Here is a 21,958-nt window from a genome sequence, read left to right as displayed (position 1 = left end):
CAATAAATTTATACAACCAAATAAGATTACATTTATCTTTAGACTTTAAAACACCAAATATGGTATATAAATTATCAGCTTAAATTAATTATTAACCTGTAGCCATATTTCAGGACGAGACATTATCAGAAACCGCTAATCAATGATAAAATTCTTTAGAAAAATTAGACAAAACTTGCTTTTAGAAGGCAAAATTGGAAAATACCTTAAATATGCAATCGGTGAAATTATACTTGTTGTTCTAGGGATTTTAATTGCCCTACAACTTAACAACCTCAATGATGAACGGAAAACTGAAAATTTAAGGCAAGTTTATTATAAACAATTACTACAAGATTTTGAGAACGACAAAGCATATATAAAAGAGCATTCTTCAAGAATAGATTCTAATATGGTAAAATTTAGAACTTTTAAAGACATCTATAATCAGCCAAACTTACCAATAAACAAAATAATTTCTAAAGTTAGAAATTTAGCTTGGCCACTTTATAATGTTCAATTCAAATCTAACACGATACATACTTTGCAAAATACAGGTGACATCAAATTAATGCCACCTATCATTAGAGAACAATTAATCAGTTTAGAAAAATATATAGAAGAAACAGAAAAAGTTTCTAAATACAACAATGATAAATCTGGTGAAGGGACATCTGCGGCAGCTAATAAATTTGGAAGTGAAGAGTTTGCCTTTAAAAATATACAAAATCAGCCCAAACTATTGGAATATGTATTTGAAGAAAAAAACTTAATAGAGCTTCTTATTAAATTAGAGTTTAGTCAATATATGAAGGTGGAATCGGAACAAGGAAGTCTTATAAGATTTAAGAATATTCTATCGGATATGGAAGAAATTGAAATTCTTATTAATAAGGAATTAAAAAAATAACGAAAGCCCAACAAAGAACTGAGGTAAAAACAAATAAAAAGTCTATTAATTTTTCACCAAAGTACTTTTGTAATTATCATCGTAAGAAATTCCATTTTTTACTATAGAAAATGCTTGTTTTAACATTTTGTTAGACACTCATTTTTTTTACATAAAAATTAGTATCTTTAAACCAATACTTATTTTTATGAAACAATTTTCATGGACAATTACACCTACAATTTTGTTTCCTAAAAAACTTAACTTAAATAAGTTACCTGTTGAAAAACTTTATTAAATCACTAAAACACCTTCCAAAAATATGGGCAGCGTTAAGCTATTCTGCTTTGTTGGTATTCTCATTATTTCTATTTTTTGGTAGAAGTATTCCTGAAATTAGAATAGCATCACTTTTAAAAGTATTTCCAGATTTCTATAAACATGTATCAAACTTTTCCTTAACTTTAATAGTTTTTGTATCCATAGGATATATTGGACTAATGGTAGGTTTAAAATTAAAACATATAACAATTATTGGAATTGTTTTTGGAATTATAAATATGATTTTCGAATTTTTTATTTCAATTTTAAATACACCTGACAAAACTGATGCCGTTTATGGAGTAAGTAGTGTAATTTTAGGATTACTATTTTTATATACCGTAAAGAAAAGTGGATTACAAAAAAATAAATTATAACAATAAAAACTACACAAGTACAACTATTTTTTAACAACTAAATAGCACTTTTTTTTGCCACTTTTGGTAATTGAATATAATCTTGAACTAGCTTCACTTAATGGTCTTAAGTGTTTAACTAGTATAACTTAGGCTAAAAAATAAAAAAAAGCAATAAATTTATATAATCAAATAAGATTACACTTATCTTTAAACTTTAAAACACCAAATAGGATATATAAATTAGCAACCTAAATTCAATTTTAACCTGTACATATTTCTGAAGACATTCAAATGAATTCATCAAATATTATCTATATAAAAAATATGGTTTGTCCACGTTGTATTGATGTGGTTAAAACTATTTATGAAGAATTGGATATTCCAATAAAACATATTCAATTGGGTAAAGTAGAAAGTTATAAAGAAATAAGTGATGATGTAAAATCTAAACTAGCCAATAACTTAATAGAAAGAGGGTTTGAATTACTTCAAGATAAAAACAAAAAAATTATAGAACAAATTAAAACCATAATTGTAACACAAATACACCATTCAAAAGAACAATTAACTTCTAATTTTTCAGTATATATTTCTGAAAAATTGCATCATGAATATTCATCACTTAGCCGACTCTTCTCATCTGTAGAAGGTATTACCATTGAGCGTTTTATACTCAAACAAAAAATTGAACGCGTAAAAGAACTCCTTTTCTATAAAGAATATACCCTTTCAGAAATAGCCTTTCAAATGAACTATAGTAGTGTAGCTCACCTTTCTGCCCAGTTCAAAAAAGAAACTGGAATGTCTCCTTCTGAGTTTAAAAAACTAAAAGATCCAAATTATCAAGCTATAGATTCTATTTAGATAAAAAAATTAGACGAATCATAATTCTATAACTAATAGTCATAATTATGTAATAGTGTCTGTAAACAGTTGCTATATCTTTGTTCTATCAAAAAATGGTATAGTATGAAAGAACAATATAAAATAGTAGGAATGACGTGTGCAACATGTGCCATTAGTGTAGAATCCTATTTAAAACCTCAAGAAGGTATTATTGATGTTACTGTGAATTATCCAAATCAAACTGTACTACTAGAATATGACCATAGTAAAGTAACACTTGAAAACATTCAACAAAAAATAAAAGAAATAGGTTATACAATTGTAGTAGGAAACACACAAGACAGCCAAAAGATATTTAAAAAATTAGAAGAAAACAGGTTACGTTCTCTTAAATTTAAGCTGATTTTCTCAACTTTATTTTCAATACCCATCTTTATTATGTCAATGTTTTTGATGGGAAAAATACCTTATGAAAATTGGATTATGATGGTACTTTCCATTCCCGTTATATTTGTTAGTGGTGCTGAATTTTACACTATTGCTTGGAAAAAGTTGAAGCACTTTTCTGCCAATATGGATACACTTGTAGCACTTAGTACAGGCATTGCGTTTTTATTTAGTGTATTTAACACAGTATATCCTCATTATTTTATAAGTAAAGGGATTAACCCACATGTTTATTTTGAATCTGCCGTAATTATTATTACTCTAATACTTTTGGGGCGTTTTTTAGAAGAAAAAGCAAAAAGTAAAACATCTTCTGCTATAAAAAAACTAATGAGTTTAACCCCTAAAAAGGTAACTGCTATTAGAAATGGAGAAGAAGTAATTATATCCTATGATGAAATTCTTAAAGGAGAACTTATTATTTTAAAACCCGGAGATAAAGTACCAGTTGATGGCAAAGTAAAAAAAGGAAATTCGTTTATTGACGAAAGTATGATTTCTGGAGAGCCTATTCCTGTAAAAAAAATAAAAGGAAGTAAAGTATTTGCAGGTACTATTAACCAAAAAGGAGCCTTAAGAATATTGGCAGATAAAATTGGTAACGACACCTTACTCTCTCAAATTATTAAATTGGTTGAACAAGCACAATCAAGCAAACCTACCATTCAAAAAATGGCAGATAAGATAGCTGGCATATTTGTTCCCGTTGTAATTGGACTTTCAGTCTTAGCTTTTATTATATGGTATTTACTAGGGCCAGAGCCCTCTTCAACTTACGCTACGCTTGCCTTAATAACAGTTTTAATCATTGCTTGTCCGTGTGCATTAGGTTTAGCAACACCAACCGCTTTAATGGTAGGTATTGGAAAGGGTGCTGAGCAAGGAATTCTTATTAAAGATGCTCAATCTCTTGAGACTGCTTATAAAATTGACACATTAATTCTTGATAAGACAGGGACTATAACAGAAGGAAAACCACAAGTGATCGATATTATTTGGGATAAAAATATAGTATCAACTACACTAGAAAAAGTAGTTTTAACGATAGAGTCTCAATCAGAACATCCTATTGCAGAAGCAATTGTTCAACATCTTAAAAAAATAACTACTGAACTTATTGCTATTCAATCGTTTCAGAGTATAACAGGTCTAGGAACTGAAGCTACAGTCAATAATAAACGCTATAGAATAGGTAATGAAAACTTAATGCTTCAAAATAAGATTAATATTCCTAATACATTACAGCAAAAAGCAAAATCATTAAAATTAGAAGCAAAAACAGTAGTTTATATTAGTGAACAAGACTCTGTGGTAGGAATTATTGCTGTAGCTGATAAAGTAAAAGAAACCACTATTTCCGCCATTAGAAAACTACAAAAATTAGGAATTGACATTCACATGTTAACTGGAGACAATGAACAAACTGCAAAAGCTATTGCCCAACAAGTTGGAATTAAACATTTTCAAGCCAATGTAATGCCTTCCGAAAAAGGAAAATTTGTGGAACAATTACAAAAGCAAGGAAAAATTGTTGCTATGGCTGGAGATGGCATAAATGATTCTCTGGCTCTAGCTCAAGCTGATGTAGGTATTGCAATGGGAAGCGGAACAGACATAGCCATGGAAAGTGCAGGAATTACCTTGATGCAATCTAATTTAAAACTAATTGTTAAAGCCATTCAATTGTCCAAAGCTACCATGAAAACAATTAAACAAAATTTATTTTGGGCTTTTATTTATAACCTAATTGCTATTCCTATTGCTGCAGGTATGCTCTACCCTATCAACGGCTTTTTATTAAATCCTATGATTGCTGGAGCAGCAATGTCTATGAGTTCAATATCTGTACTTGCCAATAGTTTACGATTAAAAAATAGTACCATTTAATTCATTTAAAATCACATAAAATATGAGAATAGTAAAATATAAAACAAACATAAAATGTACAGGGTGTATTAAATCTTTAACTCCCGTATTAAATGCAATAGATAATATTGATTCTTGGAAGGTAGATCTTAATAGTTCAGATAAAGTTTTAGAAGTGGAAATTGATGACGATAATAAAGAAACAGTATTCAATGCTGTAAAAGATTTAGGTTTTGAAATTGAAGAGATTCAATAATAATTAGAAATACCTACATTATTAACTAATAAATCTGTTTTGCTATAAATAGCTTCGGCATCACGCACTGCAGTTTCAAATTGTTCTTTATCAGTTACATTAACATTTTTACAATTAACATTTGATAAATTTAAAAAATTACAAACTTTATACCAACCTACCTGCCAGTAGGCAGATTCAACTTATATTTGTTAAATTAGGTGATTTAAACTCAATCTTGATAAATTAATTAGCGAAGTTTAACCATGTACAATCACTTTGTGTATTATTTATAAAACACTCAAAACAACAATGAACACTCCTATTCTAAAAACATTTTTAACTTCCAATCTTAATATTGATGAAAAAGAAATTATATCAATAGTAGAAAATTGCACAGTTAAAAAGGTTAAAAAAGAGGAATTCTTATTAAGAAGTGGTGAACATTGTAAACACACTTTTTTTGTTGAAAGTGGATTGTTAAGACAATTTTCTATTGATCAAAAAGGCAAAGAACACATACTTTCTTTTGCTCCTGAAAATTGGTTTGTAACAGACAGAGAAAGTGCTTTTTTTAATAAACCTTCTGTATATTTTATTCAAGCCTTAGAAAATAGTGAAGTTGTTCTGATAGATGAAAATTTTGTAAAATTACTTTCTAAAAAAGTTGAAAACTTTACTGATTTTAATAACAAACTACTACATAATCATATACGACATTTACAAAACAGAATTAATTTATTATTAAGTGCAGTTGCAGAAGATAGATACTTAGAGTTTATAAAAATGTATCCAGACATACTACTGAGAGTTCCACAAACAATGGTTGCTTCTTATTTAGGTATTACACCTGAAAGTTTAAGTCGCGTTCGAAAAGAATTGGCATCTAAAAATTTTAAAAAGTAAGTTCTTATCATACATCAATGCACAGCTTTTTTTCTCGAGGTACATTTGTGCTATAAAATTATAAATTATGAAAACAAGAACTGTAGAATTAGTAGCAAGTCCAAGAGAGCCTCATTTTGTTGGTGATGGTTTTAGAGTACATAATTTTATTCCAAGTGGATATAGAATGGATATGAAGCGTATGGATCCATTTATTTTAATGGATTATAATTCAACGTATTCGTTCCCTCCTTCAGAAAAACCAAAAGGTGTTGGTGTTCATCCACATAGAGGTTTTGAAACCGTAACAATTGCTTACAAAGGCAAAGTGGCACATCATGACAGTAGTGGCGGCGGTGGCGTTATTGGAGAAGGTGATGTACAATGGATGACCGCAGCTAGTGGCGTGTTACATAAAGAGTATCACGAAAAAGAATGGAGCAAAAAAGGTGGCGATTTTCAAATGGTTCAACTTTGGGTAAACCTACCTAAAAAATATAAAATGAGTGCTCCAAAATATCAAGCAATTCAATATAAAGACATTAACCATTATATACTAAAAGATAATTCGGGTCATATAGAAGTAATTGCAGGAAATTATAAAAACACAAATGGTGTTGCTTCAACTTTTACACCTATAAACATGTTAAACGCAAAATTGAACAAAGGTAGAAAAGCCGATTTTCAATTTCCATCACATTACAATACCACGCTTCTTGTTTTAGAAGGTAATATTATAATCAATGGAAGTGAAAAAGTACCCACAGATCATTTGGCTCTTATGGCAAACGATGGTGAAGCTTTTGAAATAGAAGCAACAGACGATGCTCTTGTATTGGTATTAAGTGGAGAACCTATCAACGAACCCATTGCGGCTCACGGACCTTTTGTAATGAATACTAAAGAAGAATTGAAAGAAGCTTTTAATGATTTTAATAATGGAAAATTTGGTTATCTAGAAGATTAAACTTTATATTTATTTTAAAAAACTATGAAGTATTAACTCTACTAATTTCCGGACTTGGTATTACTTTTTTACCTGATTTTTTTGTTAGTGATTGGACTGGATTTAAAGTAAAAAAACATGATGGCCCTGTAAATTTTAGAGAAATAGGATTATCTTATGCTCCAAAAAGCTTAGAAAATTCAAAAATTTCTGAATTGATAGATTACTTTTCTAAAAACATGGATGCTTTTTTTTAATAAAAAAACTAGCTATATCAATTTATTATACTTCGTTTTTACTCACTATTTAAAAGTACTTATACCAATCTACAAACACCTAAAAAAATCAATTAGAATAGATAGGTGAGTAAAATTAAATGAGCTTACCTTTTCCCAACGCTGATTGAAAATAATACTAAAAGTTGATACAAAAATCGCAATTTATTTCTACATTTGCTAAAAATGGATCAAATGACAAGTTTCGGAAATTATATTAAGACTGAAAGAGAAAAACGAGAATGGACACAAACCGAACTCGGAACTAAAATCGGAATCAATACAAGTGCTATTTGTAGAATTGAAAATGGAAGTCAAAAATTCAGTAAATCTAAATTGAAAAAGCTTGCAGAATTATTTCAAACTGATTTACAAATTGTTACCGATTTATTTTTTGCTGACAAATTTGTAAAAGAAGCTCTAAAATATAAATGCTCTGAATCCATTTTTTCTGTAGCAGAAGATACTGCTAACTATTACAGAAATGTCAATGTAAAACAAGGAAAATTAGAATTATGAAAAAACCATTAACATATATTAGCCTATTCAGTAGTGCTGGTGTTGGATGCTATGGCTTCAAACTTAATGGTTTTGAATGCATTGCTACTAACGAACTACTTACTAAAAGACTTAAAATACAAGCTTTTAACAACAAATGTAAATACGAAAGTGGATACATTGATGGAGATATTACTAAGCAAGAAGTTAAACAAAAACTTCTTAATGAATTAAAGTTTTGGCAAGAGAAACATAAAATTAAAACGCCAGATGTTTTAATAGCAACGCCACCTTGTCAAGGTATGTCTGTTGCTAATCACAAAAAGAATGATGAAATATCAAGGAATTCTTTAGTTGTTGAATCAATAAAATTAACAAATAAGATTCTTCCAAAATATTTTGTTTTTGAGAATGTACGAGCATTTTTAAACACTACGTGTACAGACATTGATGGTGTTGTAAAACCAATAAAAGAAGCTATTAAATATAATCTTGGAGGCAATTATAATATTTTATATAAAATTGTAAACTTCAAAGAATATGGTTCCAATTCAAGCAGAACAAGAACATTAGTTATTGGAGTAAGAAAAGATATTCCAAACATAACACCTTATGATATATTTCCTAAAAAGCAAAAATCAAAAACTTTACGTCAGCTAATTGGAGATTTACCATCATTAACAGAAATGGGAGAAATTTCAAATGACATTTTTCATTCTTATCGCGAATTTGACCAAAGAATGCTTCCTTGGATTGAAAATTTAGAAGAAGGTCAATCAGCATTTGAAAATTCCGAACCTGAAAGAATTCCTCACAGAATTATTAACGGCGAAATTGTCAATAATAAGAGTAAGAATGGAGATAAATATGCTCGATGGTATTGGGATAAAGAAGGTCCTTGTGTCCATACAAGAAATGACATTTTAGCAAGTCAAAATACGGTTCATCCATCAGATAATAGAGTATTTTCAATAAGAGAATTAATGAGAATGTTATCTATTCCAGAATCTTTTGAATGGTCTCATATTAAAACTGATAAACTTAATAAGTTAACAGAATTAGAAAAAAAGGCTTTCTTAAAAAAGGAAGAACTTAATATTAGACATTGTTTAGGGGAAGCAGTGCCAACAGGAGTTTTTAAAAATATTGCTTCTAATATTAAAAAAGCAAACAAAAATGAAAGTTTGTCTTTATCTCAAATAAAATCTCTTGAAGAAGAATTCAAGCTAAACAAAACAGAGAATATCGTAAGTTTCATCAAGAATAACTTCAAAAACTATTCTTTAGATAATATTTTTTTAATAGCAGAGCATTCTAACTCGGAAAGATTAAAAACAAGTGCCTATTTTACAAGAAAAGATATTGCTTATTCTGTAATAAAAGATTTACCAGAACTAAAAAAGAAAAAGAAAATAAGAATTCTTGAACCATCTGTAGGAGTTGGTAATTTCATTCCAATGTTGTTTGAAAAATATGAAAAAAAAGACGAAGTAATTCTTGATGTTTGTGATATTGACAACAATTCATTGCAAATTTTAAAGACAATTTTGTCAAAAATTAAAGTTCCGAAAAACTTTAAAATCAACTTTAAACATACAGATTTTCTACTTTGGAATTGTAAAACAAAATACGACATCGTTGTTGGTAATCCACCATATGGAAAAGTAACAAAGAACAAAGAATTATTAGATATATATAAGTTTAAAGCACATAATTCCGACACTAATAATATATTTTCTTTTTTTATTGAAAAGTCATTGCGTTTAGGAAACTATGTTTCTTTAATTGTTCCTAAAAGCTTATTAAATGCACCTGAATTTAATAAAACAAGAGACCTTTTAAAAAGTTGTGATTTACAGAAAATATGTGACTATGGAGAAAAAGCTTTTAAGGGTGTAAAAATTGAAACTGTAAGTTTTTTATGCTCTTCTTCCGTTTCAACAAAAGATAGTGTAATAATTGAAAGTTACATCAAAAACTCGTATAAGGAAGAAAGCAAAGAATATATTTTTTCTGATGATTTTCCTTATTGGCTAATTTACAGAGATGCAAGTTTCGATAATGTCGTTTCTAAAATGAAACTTGATATTTTTAATAGTTTCAGAGATAGGCAAATCACAAAATCAATTACACAAGACAAAGGCAAAGTAAGAGTTTTAAAATCGAGAAACATTGGCAACAATGAAATAAAAAAAATTGATGGCTATGATTGTTACGTTGATGAAATTGAGGAACTTGCTGTTTCTAAATTCTACAACGAATCTGATGTAGTAATGGTTCCAAATCTAACTTATTATCCAAGAGCAAGTTTTTTACCAAAGAATACAATTACTGATGGTTCAGTTGCTTTATTGACTTTAAAAAATGGAAGTCGTTTACCTACGGAACAAGATTTAGAATTTTATAGCACAGAAGAATTTGAAAACTATTATAGAGTTGCAAGAAACTACGGAACAAGGTCTTTAAATATTGACAACAATTCCGTATTTTTCTTTGGCTTATTAAAAGAAATAACTGAATGATAGAACAACTTAACGAGCACTTTGCAAATTTTGATTTTGACGTTAGAAAATCTAAAGATGCAAGATTTATGGACCAAAAAGTTACGCCAGATGTACTTTGCATTATGGCTGACTGTGTTTTAAACTATACAGCAGACAGAGATATTGAATTTACGAAAGATGATATTTGGAACGACAGCTACTTTAATACAAACGTAAAGGCAATTTTCAATAAACCTGATGCAAAAAATGAAACAACTCGTCAAGAATATGACAAGTTTACTTCTCAACCATTAAGAACATTAGCTTATTCAGGCGTTTTGGCAATGCGAAAAGATGGAAATAAAAATCTTTATCACATAACCAATAAACCAATTCTTGAGTTCATAGCAATGAAAGAAAGAAATGCGTATTTATTTCTTTACCATTACTTGATAAAAGTATTATCAGATAGCAACGAATTAAGATATTTTGAAGAATTTAAAAGTAAATGTATTAATGGTTCAGTTGATAATGCTGACTTTCAAGATTTAAAAACTCGCTTTCAAAGATTTATTATTGGCAATACAGCTATAAATGGAACTACAGAGGTAAACAGGATTTTCCCTAAAATTCTAAATGTTTATGCTTGTCAAAATAATATTCAAGGTACTGTAAAAGGTAGACTTTCAGCTAACCAATTTTACTATACAGATTTAATGTACAATCGTCCTAATTGGAGAGATGTTGGAAAAAACAAGAATGTATCAAGAAATGAAGCTGTAGAAGAACACGAAACTTTAATGATGGCTCAAAATGAAGCATATTCAGATTATCAAGTTCAAAAAGCAATGAATATGATTCGAAAAATGTATAAAGAAAGTGAAATTAAAGACCAATGGGCAAATGGTGAAGCAACACAAATTCATCACATTTTTCCAAAATCAGAATTTCCTCAATTAGCACATTATCTTGAAAATTTAATCAAACTAACACCAACTCAACATTACGCAAAAGCTCATCCAAGTAATAAAACAGACGCTATAAATAAAGATTATCAATTAGTTTGCCTACTTGCAAAATCTGACAACATCGAAAATTCTTTGAGAAAAGGCGAATATATTTACAGAAAGGAGTCTTTTGTTTATGTTATAAACACAGGTTTATCCGAAACGTTGGAAATTGACCTTGACTTTATAGACATTAAACGAGAATTGAGTAGAATTTATAACGAAGCTTAAAAATATCAAATGGAAGTTGTATTCTAAAAAAGTACTACCCCTAAAATTTAATTAAAACAAAAAAAGTGATTCTACAATATGCACTCTTAGGGTTTTTAAATGGAATATCTATGTCGGTTATTTCATGGATTGTAGGAATGATACTCAATAGCTTATTTATGAAAACTAAGTATTATAAAAAAGCATCACACCTCAACTTTATTACTAGTAAAAAACGTAATACTATTATTGGCCTAAACTATTTTAAATGGATTGTTAAAAACACTTTTTTTAAATACTTAAATCAGAAACTTAAAGTAGAACATAAAAAAACAGATTTAACTGAAATACGAAAAGAAATGACCTTTTCTGAAATAAGTCATTTAATCGGATTTATTTTTGTAACAATTATCGCAATCTATAACTGTTTTAGTGAGCATATCGTTTTTGCACTCACCATGATGCTCGCTAATATTTTATTGAATTTATATCCCGCATTATTACAACAACAAAATAAAAGAAGAATTGATGTACTATTAAAAAAACATGTACAACCGTTGTAAATCAAGTTTATAAACTTACAATACGTTCTTCAAAAAGTAGTCCACCTTTATACATTCCTTTTAAAACTGGATGAATATCTTTACCTAATGCTGTTAAACTATATTCAACTCGTGGTGGCACTTCAGGAAAAACAGTTCTTTTAATTAAACCATCATGTTCTAATTCTTTTAGCTGTTTGGTAAGCATGCGTTCACTTATGTCAGGCATCAGTTTTACCAACTCATTATATCTTTTAGTCCCTTGAAAAAGATGTAAAATAATAGTGCCTTTTCGTTTCCCTTTTATAGCATTTATAAATGTATCTATCGGACAATAACTTTTTTTCATTTTTTTTTATGCTTTTACCCTTTGTAAACAGACAATACAGCACAAAATGTTCGTATCTGTATAAATTGTAAGTTCTTGTATACCAGTATATTTTTATCGAAATTTGATGTAAAAATAAGCAAAACAAATAAAATAACGATTATGAGTAAGCAAGCAACATACAAAGCTTTTAGAGTTGAAGAAATTGATAATACTTATGTTTCTACTATTAAAGAAATGCCATTTTCTAATGTAACCGAAGATGAACTACTTATAAAAGTAAGTTATAGTTCATTAAATTATAAAGATGCCTTATCTGCATCAGGAAATAAAGGAGTTACCAAAAAATATCCTCATACACCCGGTATTGATGCTGTAGGAACTGTTGTAGCTTCTAAGTCGCCCAAATTTAAAGTTTCAGAGCACGTAATTGTTACCAGTTATGACTTAGGTATGAATACAGATGGAGGCTTTGCAGAATACATAAAAGTACCTGCAAGTTGGGCAGTAAAACTCCCTAAAAATCTTTCAATAAAAGAAGCTATGGTTATTGGCACAGCAGGGTTAACTGCAGGTATATCTGTATTAAAATTAAGTGAGCTTGTTAAACCTGAAGATGGTCCAATAATTGTTTCTGGAGCCACTGGAGGTGTTGGTTCTATGAGTTTAAAAATTTTAAAAAAAATGGGGTATAAAACTGTTGCAATAACCGGTAAAGAAGTAGAAATTAATTTTTTAAAAGATTTAGGTGCCGATGAAATAATTATGCGAAAAGATGTTGAAAATATGGATAAAAGACCGTTACTAAAATCTATTTATGCTGGTGGTATAGATACCGTTGGAGGTGTAATTCTTGAAAATATTATAAAATCAATACAACCAATGGGTGTTGTTACTTGTTGCGGAAATGTTGCTTCTCCAAAACTAGACGTAACCGTTTTTCCGTTTATATTAAGAGGAATAACTTTAATTGGGATAGATTCTCAAAATTACCCTATGAAGTATCGAGAAAAAGTATGGGAAAAATTCGCTAGTCAATGGAAATTAGACCAATTATCTGATACAGCTACAGAAATAACGTTAGCACAATTAAAAGAAAAAATTGATTTAATGTTACAAGGCAAATTAAAAGGAAGAACTGTAGTTAATGTAAATTAATAAGGCATACTATAAAGAGTACGCTCTGCTCATGTTAGAATTAAAGCTTATAAAAAACAATTAGAATTCGTATCCAAATAAGCTGTTTTATGAACTAGTTTTTCATAAAAATCAACATAAATATCATTAAAAAAAGTTGAGACATTTTATGCTTTTATAAAATCAAAATGCTTAAATAAAAGCCGTAAAAGTACAATTATTAGTACCTTTGTAGCTGTTAAAATAGACTATAGTTTATTTTAATTTACAAACAACAATAGTTTAATGAGTTACAAACATTTAGTTGAAGAAATTAAAGAAAATAGTAAACTTTTCAAAAATAAAAATGCCGTTTACTACAAAAATAATGAATGCAATACCTGGGAAGGAATTTCTTGGATAGATTTTGATTCGAGGATAGAATTACTATCTAAAGCTCTTATAAATTACGGAATAAAAGAACAGCAAAATATTGCTATTTTTTCTGAAAACATGCCTAATTGGATTATTGCAGATTGTGCAATTATGCGTATTAGAGCTGTTACAATACCAATTTTTGCAACAAATTCAAAAAAAGAAGTTGAATATGTAATAAATGATGCCGAAGTAAGTTTACTCTTTGTTGGTGATCAAAATGAATATGATAAAGCGTATGAACTTTTAGAGTCTTCTAACTATTTAAAATGTATAGTAGCATTAACAAAAACAATTAAACTTCACCCTTCAAATAATGCTTTATATTTAGAAGATTTTATGGCATTTGAACCTTCTAAAGAAATTAATACAGAACTTCAAAAGAGATATTACGAACGAAATTTTGAAGATATTGCAAGTATTATTTATACCTCCGGAACTACTGGAGAGCCTAAAGGTGTTATGTTAGATTATACCAATTTTGGTGCTTCATTAGTTGCTCATGATTATGAATTAGATGTTACTGAAAAAGATTCATCATTAAGTTTTTTACCTTTAAGTCATATTTACGAACGCAGTTGGGTATTTTTTTGTTTAAAAAAAGGAATAGAAGTTTATTTTAATCAAAATCCTAAAAAAATTGTAGAGGTTATTAAAGAGGTAAAACCTACTTTAATGTGTACAGTACCTCGAATATTTGAGAAAATTTTTGCCGCTATTCAAGACAAAAGAAAAGAAGCTTCGCCTACTAAAATGAAATTGGCAAGTTGGGCATTAGGTATTGGGAATAATTATTATAACAAACACAAACGTTTAGAAAAGAAAATACCAATAGGCTTAAAGCTAAAATATAAAATTGCTGACAAATTGGTATTGAGTAAACTACGAGATGTTTTTGGTGGACGCATAAAATTTATGCCATGTGGAGGAGCTCCTTTAGCTGCAGATTTTGTTTCGTTTTTTCACTCTTTTGGACTCAATATTAAGTGTGGATATGGATTAACTGAAACAACAGCTACAGCTACTCTTTTTGGAGATACTCATTTTGAGTTTAATACTGCTGGTAAACCATTAAAAGGAACTGAAATTAAAATTGGTGAAAATGACGAAATTTTAATAAAAGGGCCTGGCGTAATGAAAGGCTATTATAAAAAACCAGAAGCTACTGCTGCCGTTTTTGAAGATGGATGGTTTAAAACTGGAGATGCTGGTAAAATAGATCAAAAAGGAAATTTGATAATAACAGACAGAATTAAAGATTTAATGAAAACGTCTGGAGGAAAATATATTGCACCTCAAAAATTAGAAAATGCACTAATTACAGATTCTTTTATTGAACAAATTGCTGTTATTGGAGATCAACAAAAATATGTTACAGCTTTGGCTGTTCCTAGTTTTGAGAATTTAAAGAAATATGCTTTAGAACACAAAATTCATTTTAAAGATATAGAAGATTTAATTGCAAATAATCAAATTATAGAGCTTTTTGAAAAACGATTTGAAGAACTTCAAAAGGAATTTTCTAAATTTGAAAAAATCCAAAAATTCACCTTATTACCTAAAGAATTTAGTATTGTAGCTGGTGAAATTACAGCAACTTTAAAATTAAAACGAAAAGTAATTGCAAAAAAATACAAAGAACTAATTGATAAAATGTACTCAGATTAGTTCCTTGTATAATAATCCAAATGTCTTAAAAAAACTAAATAAAACTATTTTTTAGTTTTAATACTATTATTACTTTGGTTCCCATAAACATATGTAATCTACCAACATAGATGTAGGGAAATGTTCTGGATTTGGCGGACCTGGATAGTTGCCACCAACAGCAATGTTAATAATCGGATACATTTCAATCTGACTAACAATTTCAGGATCACAAATACTCGCTACCATAACTCCGTCAAAATACCATTTTATAAACTCATCAGTTTTCCAAACACCATATCGGTGCCATTCTCCTGCTATATCTCCACCTTCAGGAAGTGTTACAGGACCTATACCTGAGGACTGATTTAACGGAGTACCATCACACTGTACAGATGTTCCTGAAGTATTATTTGGTCCTCGATATCCAGATCTTGATATTGACCATTCACCATCATTGTAATGATAAGCTATAGTAGCTTGGTCCGTATCATAAGGTCCTCCTAAAAACTCTCCACCTGGTCCTCGTACAAATTCCCAGTCAATCTCAGTTCTACTTATACCATTGGCACCTGTATCTTCAGGAGAACTATAGTATTTGTGCAATAACCAAAAAGCTCCCCAAAAGCCGTCAACATCTGGTTCATACCAAATTTTAGCTTCTATATAACCATCACGATATGGAGTAGATTCAGCACCACTTAGTACTCCTGAATAATAATCTTGTCCTGTGGCTTCTGCTTGCTCTGGTGTGTTTAAACCTGCAGTAATAATTAAATGCTCTCCATCAAAATTAAAAGGATTAGGTGCTTTATTATCTCCGTTTAAAACATCCGTATAATATTGACGTTCCTTATTTATAATTACATCTGGCCCCCAAGGAAGTCTGCTCTTCCACTTATTAGCATCTGGTAAAGTGCCTGCCGCTTGGTTAAAATTATCTTCAAATGTTATGGTATAAGTAGAATCAATATCAGCTGGAAGCCTAGGGTCTAAAGTTACAGGTTCCTCATCTGGCGTATCAGGATTATTACCCTCATTCTCTTCTATATCACCGATATGCTGATCCGTATTAAATTTATCATTAGAACAGCTGGTAAAAACTAACAAAATTGATAGCATAAATATGCTGACTACTAAAGGATGTTTTTTCATACAAATACGTTATTTGGGTTAAGCTTATCATATAAGGCGAATTGTTAATATATAGCTATCTACTCTACCTTTATATACTATTTGAAGCAAATTTAAAGAATCTAATTAATATTAAGTGTATTTTTAACAATTATTTTTATATTTAGAGGTTTACAACCAAAATTTTCTATACTACCTCAAAATATAGTTAGAAAGATGTTTCTTAATTTTATAACACCATAGATCTAAAAAGTCAAAACCCTACTTACCTATTCAGTGCCCATAAGAAATTAAGTTCGTATAAATATGACTTTTTTTAAACCTATGTTATAAGTTTAACTATAGGCATTTTAGTTTCTATAAAAAAAATATTTTTTAAAAAGCAATTAAGAAATAGCGAAAATTACTAGGAAAATTTCTAAAAGAGTAAATTAATCAAAAAAGAAAAATAGCCTTTAATTAATAATTAATTGTAAAAAAAATACCAGTAGAGCTACTTACTCTACTGGTATTTTGAACTAACCTATTAACCAATTACTAAAACTCAAATTTATAACCAACTGACAATTGATTGTTGTCTAACAAATTACGTGTTGAAAAATCAACGTAAAAATTTTTAAGTAACACTGGCAATTCAGCACCAACTATTATAGTAGAAAAAACATCTGATTGGTCATTTATTTTACCATATCCACCTCCAACACCTAAATAAGGTTTTACCTTATTATTATGTTTAGCAATTTGGTAAATAACATTTGCAGACAAGCCATAAGAAGTATCTTTTCCAATGCCAACAAATACTTCAGGCATCAATTGAAAATTTGACGACTTAACATCATAATACATTCTTGCTCCAAAATTAGCTGTTGTAACATCACCAAAACTAACACCTCCAAAAGCGGAAGTACTATTGTAATTTAAAAATGAAATAGTACTTTCTTCCTCTATTTTTTTGTTTTCAAGTACTACATTCTCAACTTTATTTTTAGTAGCAGTAATTGAATCGTTAGACTGTATATTTTCTACTTCAACAGCCACATTCTCTTTCTCAGATTCTTGAGTATTTTCAGAAACTCTTTTGGTTGATTGTTCTACAACAACAGTATCCCTAACAATTATACGTTCTTCAACGTTATTATTTTTTACCTCAACATCTATTTTATGTTCAGTAGGTTTTACTTCCTTATTTTCTAATTTTGTACTGGTTTTAGTATCTTTTATTGGAAAATGCTCATCTACATTGTTAGTTTTACCTTCAATCTTATTATTTAATTCTTCTAATTTATTTAAAATTTTAATTGACATGTCATCTTCAACAAACCCATTGTTTTCTATATCTTCATTAGATTTTTTTCTAACATTTACATCTAACAATAGTTTTTCTAACGTATCAATTCTATTATTCAAATACTTAAATTGTTCTTGCTGATTTGTACTATCAAATTGAATAATATCATTAGATTTTGTTTTAGGAGTTTCATCTAAATTATTAAGAATTCTCTCAATAAGAGATTCAAATTCTTTTGGTGTCATTTGAATTAATTTCTCTTGAGTAGTGTCAATTAAAACTCCATTATCTGAATTAGTTTTTACTTGTTCTTCTTGTATTCCCTCAACTTGTTCAACTTGTTTTAAAGATTCTGTCACCTCTTTTTTCTCTTCTAATATTTCAATTACTTTATCAACATCTTTACTTTCGTAGGCCTTTTCTAGTTCTATTTCAAGTGATTTTACCTGATTTTGATACTCACTTTTTAAGTGTTGTATTTTATCATTATTAACTGCTTGTTGAGCTTCTAATTCTTTATTTAAATTGTCTTGATATATTTTTTCTGTACTGTCAGATTTTTTACCTAAATTAAATTTTACCCCAACATTATACATTAAATGTGATTGCAAATCTTTAGGCTCATTAATATCTGTAATATCCGTACCTGAAGTTACAAGTGCTCTGGCTCCACCAGTAATAGAAACATTACTACCTAATGGAATGGTTAACCCTAACCCTGCAGATGCAAACTCTGTACCTGAAACAAATAAACTGTCTTTTCCTAAATAGTTAGAATCAGGATTTAGATATCCACCTCCTAAAATTAAATAAGGTACTACTCCATTGCCATCATTTAAGTTAGCTCTAAATTCTAAACCATACATTGATAATTTATCAAAACTAGTAGATAACTCATCATCTTCAGTTGCTTGAAAATAAAACGCTCTAAGACCAACATATTCATTGAAATCAATACCTGCATAACCACCTAACATCCAAGTGTCTCTAAATAATGAGTTGTCATCAAAAGTTAATCGATTTGCACTTGGCTCTAATACAAACTGTAGCCCTTTAAAGCCTCCTTTAAATTTATTTAAATAAGCTTGGTCTAAAGGAGACAATGTTCCAGGTTTACGTCCGCCTAAATAAAACTGTAATGACCCCATTACTGACCAGTTCATTAATCTTTCATTAGAAAAATCAGCATCTGTAACTCCAAAAAGGGTTTTATCTTCATTAGCAAGAAGGTTTTTTGCTGCATTAAATTTATATGTAGTTCCTCTACCTTCTAACGTAAATACCAACCTCTTTGCTATATTAAATTTAATTCCTAACCCTAACCCGGCATAAATCTGTTCCAATTTATCTGCATTGTCTAATTCTATAGCTTGTATACCTGTTCCAATAGTTAGATAAGGACTTAATTTTTTTGTTCCAATATTTGCTTTAAACTCTCCTCCCCATCTTGTTAATTTAACCTCTTGTTTCGTAAAAAGATTAGTATCATAATTTGCTAGCCCAAAATTTTCAAAATTTGTATTTAAATCTAAAGATTGTTGATAGATACCACGTAACTCTAAATATTCACCAAAACCAAAACCTATTTTACCTCCTACCAATACACCATCAGCCATTCCCGCTTTTTTATCCCAAAATGTATATGCTCCTGTGGGCGAAAATGTAAAACTAATGTCTTTTACTTGGGCTTTTGCTGTGAGATTATATAAAACTGCCAACAATACTACTATCTTTATTCTTTTCATTTTAACAATTTTGATTATACCTGTATAACACATGAAATTCAATAAGGTCACATCAAAAAAGAAAATATTTTATAAGATTTCTTGTGACTTTCTAACTATTGTTGTGTTACTAAGATAAATGGGAGAAGAAGAGCCAAATAATTAAAAAATACAAAATGATTAAATTTTTAACCGCATTACTTTTAATAATATTTGGATTATTAAATACTAGAACTGTTAATAGCCAAACAGTTGATAGTAGCAGTAAAATTATAATGTCTGAAGCAGATATTACTTCTTTAATTAAAACTTTAAACAAATATAAAAAAACAAATACTCAAAGCAATAAAAGTAACGAAACAAAACCATTAACTCAATCTGAAAATTTTTATAAAATTGAATATTTACGTCAACAATTAGCACAATTGGAAAAACAGCCAACCACTATAGAAGTAAATAGATATTCTGATTCTATAGTAGATTTAAAAATTCAGACAATACAAAATGAAATAGCTGAATTGAAATATTTAATAACAAACATAAAATTAAATTTAGCAACTACTAACGCCAATACTACCAATTCTGAACATCCTATTTTTGAAAGAAACAATACTGATAAAATTATTTACATAGATAGAGTTAGCCAACCTATAAATAGAGATACTTATACTAATAGTCTTAAAGAAAGAGACGATAAAATTAGAACATTAGAAAATAAATTATCTCAATTACAGTCTTTATTAGACAATCAAAAGACAACTACTACAAAAAAGGATGAAATAAAAACTGTACATACCGAAAATCCAAAAAAAGAAAATAAACCAAACATACAATACACAGTTGATGGCACTGATTATGAGTTAAAAATGGCTGAATTGACTGAATTATCAAAAACTTTAAAAGAGCAGCAGTTAAATGCTTCTAATACTACTTATATCGATTCTATTCAAAGACAACTCGCAGATTTAAAAAATTCTATGATTGCTAAAGATACTTTAGTAACGGTAACAGAACAACCCTTAAAAAAATATGATTCCTTAGCATCTGACTATGCCAATTATAGGAAACAACTTTTTTTTAAAACCAATAAAAAAGACTTGGATTTAAATCAGGTAGCTTCATTAGATGAAATTGTTTCTATTTTAGCAAACAATGATCATATTGATGTATTTATAAAAGGATTTGCCAGTAACAGTGGGAATCCTGTTTATAACGAGAACTTATCCTTACAACGAACTGAATCAGTAAAAAAAATATTAGTAGCAAAAGGGGTTCACCCTACTAGAATACTAACACAATATCATGGAATTGATTACGAGTCTAAATCTAATGATAAAGCAAGACGTGTAGACATTGATTTATTAATTAGAAAATAGTATAAAAATTAAAATTTTAGTTTTTTACACCACACATTTTAAACCTTTTTATTGAAGTTAAGTCAAATTTGAGGGTAACTCAAATAATTGAATTAATGAATAAGTTTTTTTTCTTTCTTATACTTGTTAGTATTCAATCTTGCTCTACTAGCAATAACCATATTGAATTAGAAAATAACACCCCTATTTATAAACCCACAGGATTATATACAAGTTCTTTTGGAAATGAAACAGCTTTAGCCCACCCTCAAGCAAAAGGTTCGTTAATTAGAGTAACTTGGAAAGATTTAGAACCAGCGAAAGGTCTTTATGATTTTACAGCTTTAGAAGAAAAAATATCAATAGTAAAATCATATAATAAAAAGTGGAGTTTAGCAATTATTGCTGGTAATGACAGTCCTGAATGGTTACTTACTGATATAAAAGCTGATTTCTTTGAAATTGTTGATATCAATAACACATTAAAAAAAATTCCTAAAATTTGGGACCCAAAGGTTAATGAAAGATTAGACTTATTAGCAAGACAACTTGCAGAAACCTACAATAATGATATTGATTTAACTTTAGTTTATGTGCCTCAAATGACTGTTAATGGAATAGAAGGTCATTTTAATGGCGTCACTTCATCAGAATTAATAAATGCTGGATTAACTGCTAATAGATGGGTTAGTTCAGTCAAAGAAACTGCTAAAATATTTGCGAATTACTTTTCTAATAAAGCGATAGCTGTAGAAGTTCACGATATTATGGGAGATACTTCTATTCCCAATCGAATTATTAATGATTTATGGAATGATTATTCGTTAAATAAGCGTGTAGGAGCTGCCATTTGGTGGATTTCAGGGAAAAATTCTTATCAACCCAATCTCATAGATGCTCTAACTGATTTTGAAGGAGATATATATGCACAAGCTATTGGAAGGTCTGATCAAATTGAAAGGTTCGAAAATAACGATTACCGTACACTATTTAGTCAATCAGAAACAATAGGTGTTCGATATTTAGAGCTTTGGGAATATGAATTTGTAAACAATACTTTTCCTACAACATTTGAAAGTTTTAATAAGTACACTGATTCTAATTTTAATAAACTTAAAAAATAAACACATGTTAAGGCGTTAC

18 protein-coding genes are annotated in these 21,958 nt (G+C 29.0%); 15 read left to right on the top strand and 3 right to left on the bottom strand.

From position 1 onward, the window contains the following. The first annotated feature begins 142 nt into the window (after window positions 1-142). The 11 genes from EGM88_RS13950 to EGM88_RS13895 all read left to right on the top strand — a co-directional run bounded on the left by EGM88_RS13950 (window position 143) and on the right by EGM88_RS13895 (window position 11,809). Entirely contained in the window at window positions 143-889 is a 747-nt protein-coding gene (locus tag EGM88_RS13950) for a DUF6090 family protein (protein ID WP_123899041.1), read from the top strand. A 260-nt stretch (window positions 890-1,149) separates the two neighbouring features. After that, on the top strand, window positions 1,150-1,566 hold the full coding sequence (locus EGM88_RS13945) for a hypothetical protein (RefSeq protein ID WP_123899040.1): 417 nt from the start codon (window positions 1,150-1,152) through the stop codon (window positions 1,564-1,566). 273 nt (window positions 1,567-1,839) lie between these two features. Next, a complete protein-coding gene (locus tag EGM88_RS13940; protein WP_123899039.1) occupies window positions 1,840-2,412 on the top strand; it encodes a helix-turn-helix domain-containing protein in 573 nt (190 codons plus the stop codon). A 105-nt stretch (window positions 2,413-2,517) separates the two neighbouring features. Next, complete coding sequence (locus EGM88_RS13935) at window positions 2,518-4,728, top strand: heavy metal translocating P-type ATPase (protein ID WP_123899038.1); 2,211 nt, start codon at window positions 2,518-2,520, stop codon at window positions 4,726-4,728. A 22-nt stretch (window positions 4,729-4,750) separates the two neighbouring features. Beyond that, the gene (locus EGM88_RS13930) at window positions 4,751-4,963 is read left to right on the top strand and encodes a heavy-metal-associated domain-containing protein (RefSeq protein ID WP_123899037.1); all 213 of its coding nucleotides are present in this window, start codon (window positions 4,751-4,753) and stop codon (window positions 4,961-4,963) included. Between the two features lie 291 nt (window positions 4,964-5,254). Beyond that, window positions 5,255-5,848 carry a Crp/Fnr family transcriptional regulator gene (locus tag EGM88_RS13920; protein ID WP_123899036.1) on the top strand — a complete coding sequence of 198 codons (594 nt, stop codon included), beginning with the start codon at window positions 5,255-5,257 and terminating at the stop codon, window positions 5,846-5,848. A gap of 67 nt (window positions 5,849-5,915) precedes the next feature. Further along, window positions 5,916-6,794, top strand: coding sequence for a pirin family protein (locus tag EGM88_RS13915; RefSeq protein ID WP_123899035.1), 879 nt, complete (start codon window positions 5,916-5,918; stop codon window positions 6,792-6,794). Between the two features lie 440 nt (window positions 6,795-7,234). Further along, window positions 7,235-7,567, top strand: coding sequence for a helix-turn-helix domain-containing protein (locus tag EGM88_RS13910; protein WP_238988451.1), 333 nt, complete (start codon window positions 7,235-7,237; stop codon window positions 7,565-7,567). Further along, window positions 7,564-10,068, top strand: a complete 2,505-nt coding sequence (locus tag EGM88_RS13905) for a DNA cytosine methyltransferase (protein ID WP_123899034.1) — start codon at window positions 7,564-7,566, stop codon at window positions 10,066-10,068. Before EGM88_RS13910 ends, EGM88_RS13905 begins: the two co-directional genes overlap by 4 nt. Next, the gene (locus EGM88_RS13900; RefSeq protein WP_123899033.1) at window positions 10,065-11,267 is read left to right on the top strand and encodes a hypothetical protein; all 1,203 of its coding nucleotides are present in this window, start codon (window positions 10,065-10,067) and stop codon (window positions 11,265-11,267) included. The genes EGM88_RS13905 and EGM88_RS13900 overlap by 4 nt, the downstream gene beginning before the upstream one ends. Before the next feature lie 65 nt (window positions 11,268-11,332). Then, window positions 11,333-11,809 (top strand): glycosyl-4,4'-diaponeurosporenoate acyltransferase CrtO family protein, encoded by a 477-nt coding sequence (locus EGM88_RS13895; protein ID WP_238988450.1) that lies wholly within the window; start codon window positions 11,333-11,335, stop codon window positions 11,807-11,809. 7 nt (window positions 11,810-11,816) lie between these two features. Here the strand turns inward: EGM88_RS13895 and EGM88_RS13890 are convergent, their stop codons facing one another. Then, window positions 11,817-12,137 (bottom strand): winged helix-turn-helix transcriptional regulator, encoded by a 321-nt coding sequence (locus EGM88_RS13890; RefSeq protein ID WP_123899031.1) that lies wholly within the window; start codon window positions 12,135-12,137, stop codon window positions 11,817-11,819. 141 nt (window positions 12,138-12,278) lie between these two features. Between EGM88_RS13890 and EGM88_RS13885 the strand changes: the two genes are divergently transcribed. Together EGM88_RS13885 and EGM88_RS13880 are read left to right on the top strand one after the other, a co-directional pair. Beyond that, entirely contained in the window at window positions 12,279-13,274 is a 996-nt protein-coding gene (locus tag EGM88_RS13885) for a YhdH/YhfP family quinone oxidoreductase (protein ID WP_123899030.1), read from the top strand. A 264-nt stretch (window positions 13,275-13,538) separates the two neighbouring features. Then, the gene (locus EGM88_RS13880) at window positions 13,539-15,335 is read left to right on the top strand and encodes an AMP-dependent synthetase/ligase (RefSeq protein ID WP_123899029.1); all 1,797 of its coding nucleotides are present in this window, start codon (window positions 13,539-13,541) and stop codon (window positions 15,333-15,335) included. Between the two features lie 69 nt (window positions 15,336-15,404). Here EGM88_RS13880 and EGM88_RS13875 read toward each other — a convergent pair whose 3' ends face one another. After that, window positions 15,405-16,469 (bottom strand): glycoside hydrolase family 16 protein, encoded by a 1,065-nt coding sequence (locus EGM88_RS13875; protein ID WP_123899028.1) that lies wholly within the window; start codon window positions 16,467-16,469, stop codon window positions 15,405-15,407. A 516-nt stretch (window positions 16,470-16,985) separates the two neighbouring features. Then, window positions 16,986-19,481, bottom strand: a complete 2,496-nt coding sequence (locus tag EGM88_RS13870) for a hypothetical protein (protein WP_123899027.1) — start codon at window positions 19,479-19,481, stop codon at window positions 16,986-16,988. A gap of 155 nt (window positions 19,482-19,636) precedes the next feature. On the opposite strand from EGM88_RS13870, the gene EGM88_RS13865 reads away from it, so the two are divergent. Together EGM88_RS13865 and EGM88_RS13860 are read left to right on the top strand one after the other, a co-directional pair. Then, window positions 19,637-20,836, top strand: a complete 1,200-nt coding sequence (locus EGM88_RS13865; RefSeq protein WP_123899026.1) for an OmpA family protein — start codon at window positions 19,637-19,639, stop codon at window positions 20,834-20,836. Between the two features lie 95 nt (window positions 20,837-20,931). Continuing rightward, a complete protein-coding gene (locus EGM88_RS13860; protein ID WP_123899025.1) occupies window positions 20,932-21,939 on the top strand; it encodes a hypothetical protein in 1,008 nt (335 codons plus the stop codon). The last annotated feature ends 19 nt before the right edge of the window (window positions 21,940-21,958 follow it).

Origin of the sequence: Aureibaculum marinum (assembly GCF_003813905.1) — a bacterium.
In the GTDB taxonomy this organism is placed as follows: Bacteria; Bacteroidota; Bacteroidia; order Flavobacteriales; family Flavobacteriaceae; genus Aureibaculum; species Aureibaculum marinum.
This window is presented reverse-complemented; position numbering and strand designations above follow the sequence as displayed.

What these genes read in the sequence shown, in the direction of transcription:
- EGM88_RS13950 (WP_123899041.1), top strand. Translation starts at nt 143, where the DNA reads ATGATAAAATTCTTTAGAAAAATTAGACAAAACTTGCTTTTAGAAGGC.
- EGM88_RS13940 (WP_123899039.1), top strand. Translation starts at nt 1,840, where the DNA reads ATGAATTCATCAAATATTATCTATATAAAAAATATGGTTTGTCCACGT.
- EGM88_RS13935 (WP_123899038.1), top strand. Translation starts at nt 2,518, where the DNA reads ATGAAAGAACAATATAAAATAGTAGGAATGACGTGTGCAACATGTGCC.
- EGM88_RS13930 (WP_123899037.1), top strand. Translation starts at nt 4,751, where the DNA reads ATGAGAATAGTAAAATATAAAACAAACATAAAATGTACAGGGTGTATT.
- EGM88_RS13920 (WP_123899036.1), top strand. Translation starts at nt 5,255, where the DNA reads ATGAACACTCCTATTCTAAAAACATTTTTAACTTCCAATCTTAATATT.
- EGM88_RS13915 (WP_123899035.1), top strand. Translation starts at nt 5,916, where the DNA reads ATGAAAACAAGAACTGTAGAATTAGTAGCAAGTCCAAGAGAGCCTCAT.
- EGM88_RS13910 (WP_238988451.1), top strand. Translation starts at nt 7,235, where the DNA reads ATGGATCAAATGACAAGTTTCGGAAATTATATTAAGACTGAAAGAGAA.
- EGM88_RS13905 (WP_123899034.1), top strand. Translation starts at nt 7,564, where the DNA reads ATGAAAAAACCATTAACATATATTAGCCTATTCAGTAGTGCTGGTGTT.
- EGM88_RS13900 (WP_123899033.1), top strand. Translation starts at nt 10,065, where the DNA reads ATGATAGAACAACTTAACGAGCACTTTGCAAATTTTGATTTTGACGTT.
- EGM88_RS13890 (WP_123899031.1), bottom strand. Translation starts at nt 12,137, where the DNA reads ATGAAAAAAAGTTATTGTCCGATAGATACATTTATAAATGCTATAAAA.
- EGM88_RS13885 (WP_123899030.1), top strand. Translation starts at nt 12,279, where the DNA reads ATGAGTAAGCAAGCAACATACAAAGCTTTTAGAGTTGAAGAAATTGAT.
- EGM88_RS13880 (WP_123899029.1), top strand. Translation starts at nt 13,539, where the DNA reads ATGAGTTACAAACATTTAGTTGAAGAAATTAAAGAAAATAGTAAACTT.
- EGM88_RS13875 (WP_123899028.1), bottom strand. Translation starts at nt 16,469, where the DNA reads ATGAAAAAACATCCTTTAGTAGTCAGCATATTTATGCTATCAATTTTG.
- EGM88_RS13870 (WP_123899027.1), bottom strand. Translation starts at nt 19,481, where the DNA reads ATGAAAAGAATAAAGATAGTAGTATTGTTGGCAGTTTTATATAATCTC.
- EGM88_RS13865 (WP_123899026.1), top strand. Translation starts at nt 19,637, where the DNA reads ATGATTAAATTTTTAACCGCATTACTTTTAATAATATTTGGATTATTA.
- EGM88_RS13860 (WP_123899025.1), top strand. Translation starts at nt 20,932, where the DNA reads ATGAATAAGTTTTTTTTCTTTCTTATACTTGTTAGTATTCAATCTTGC.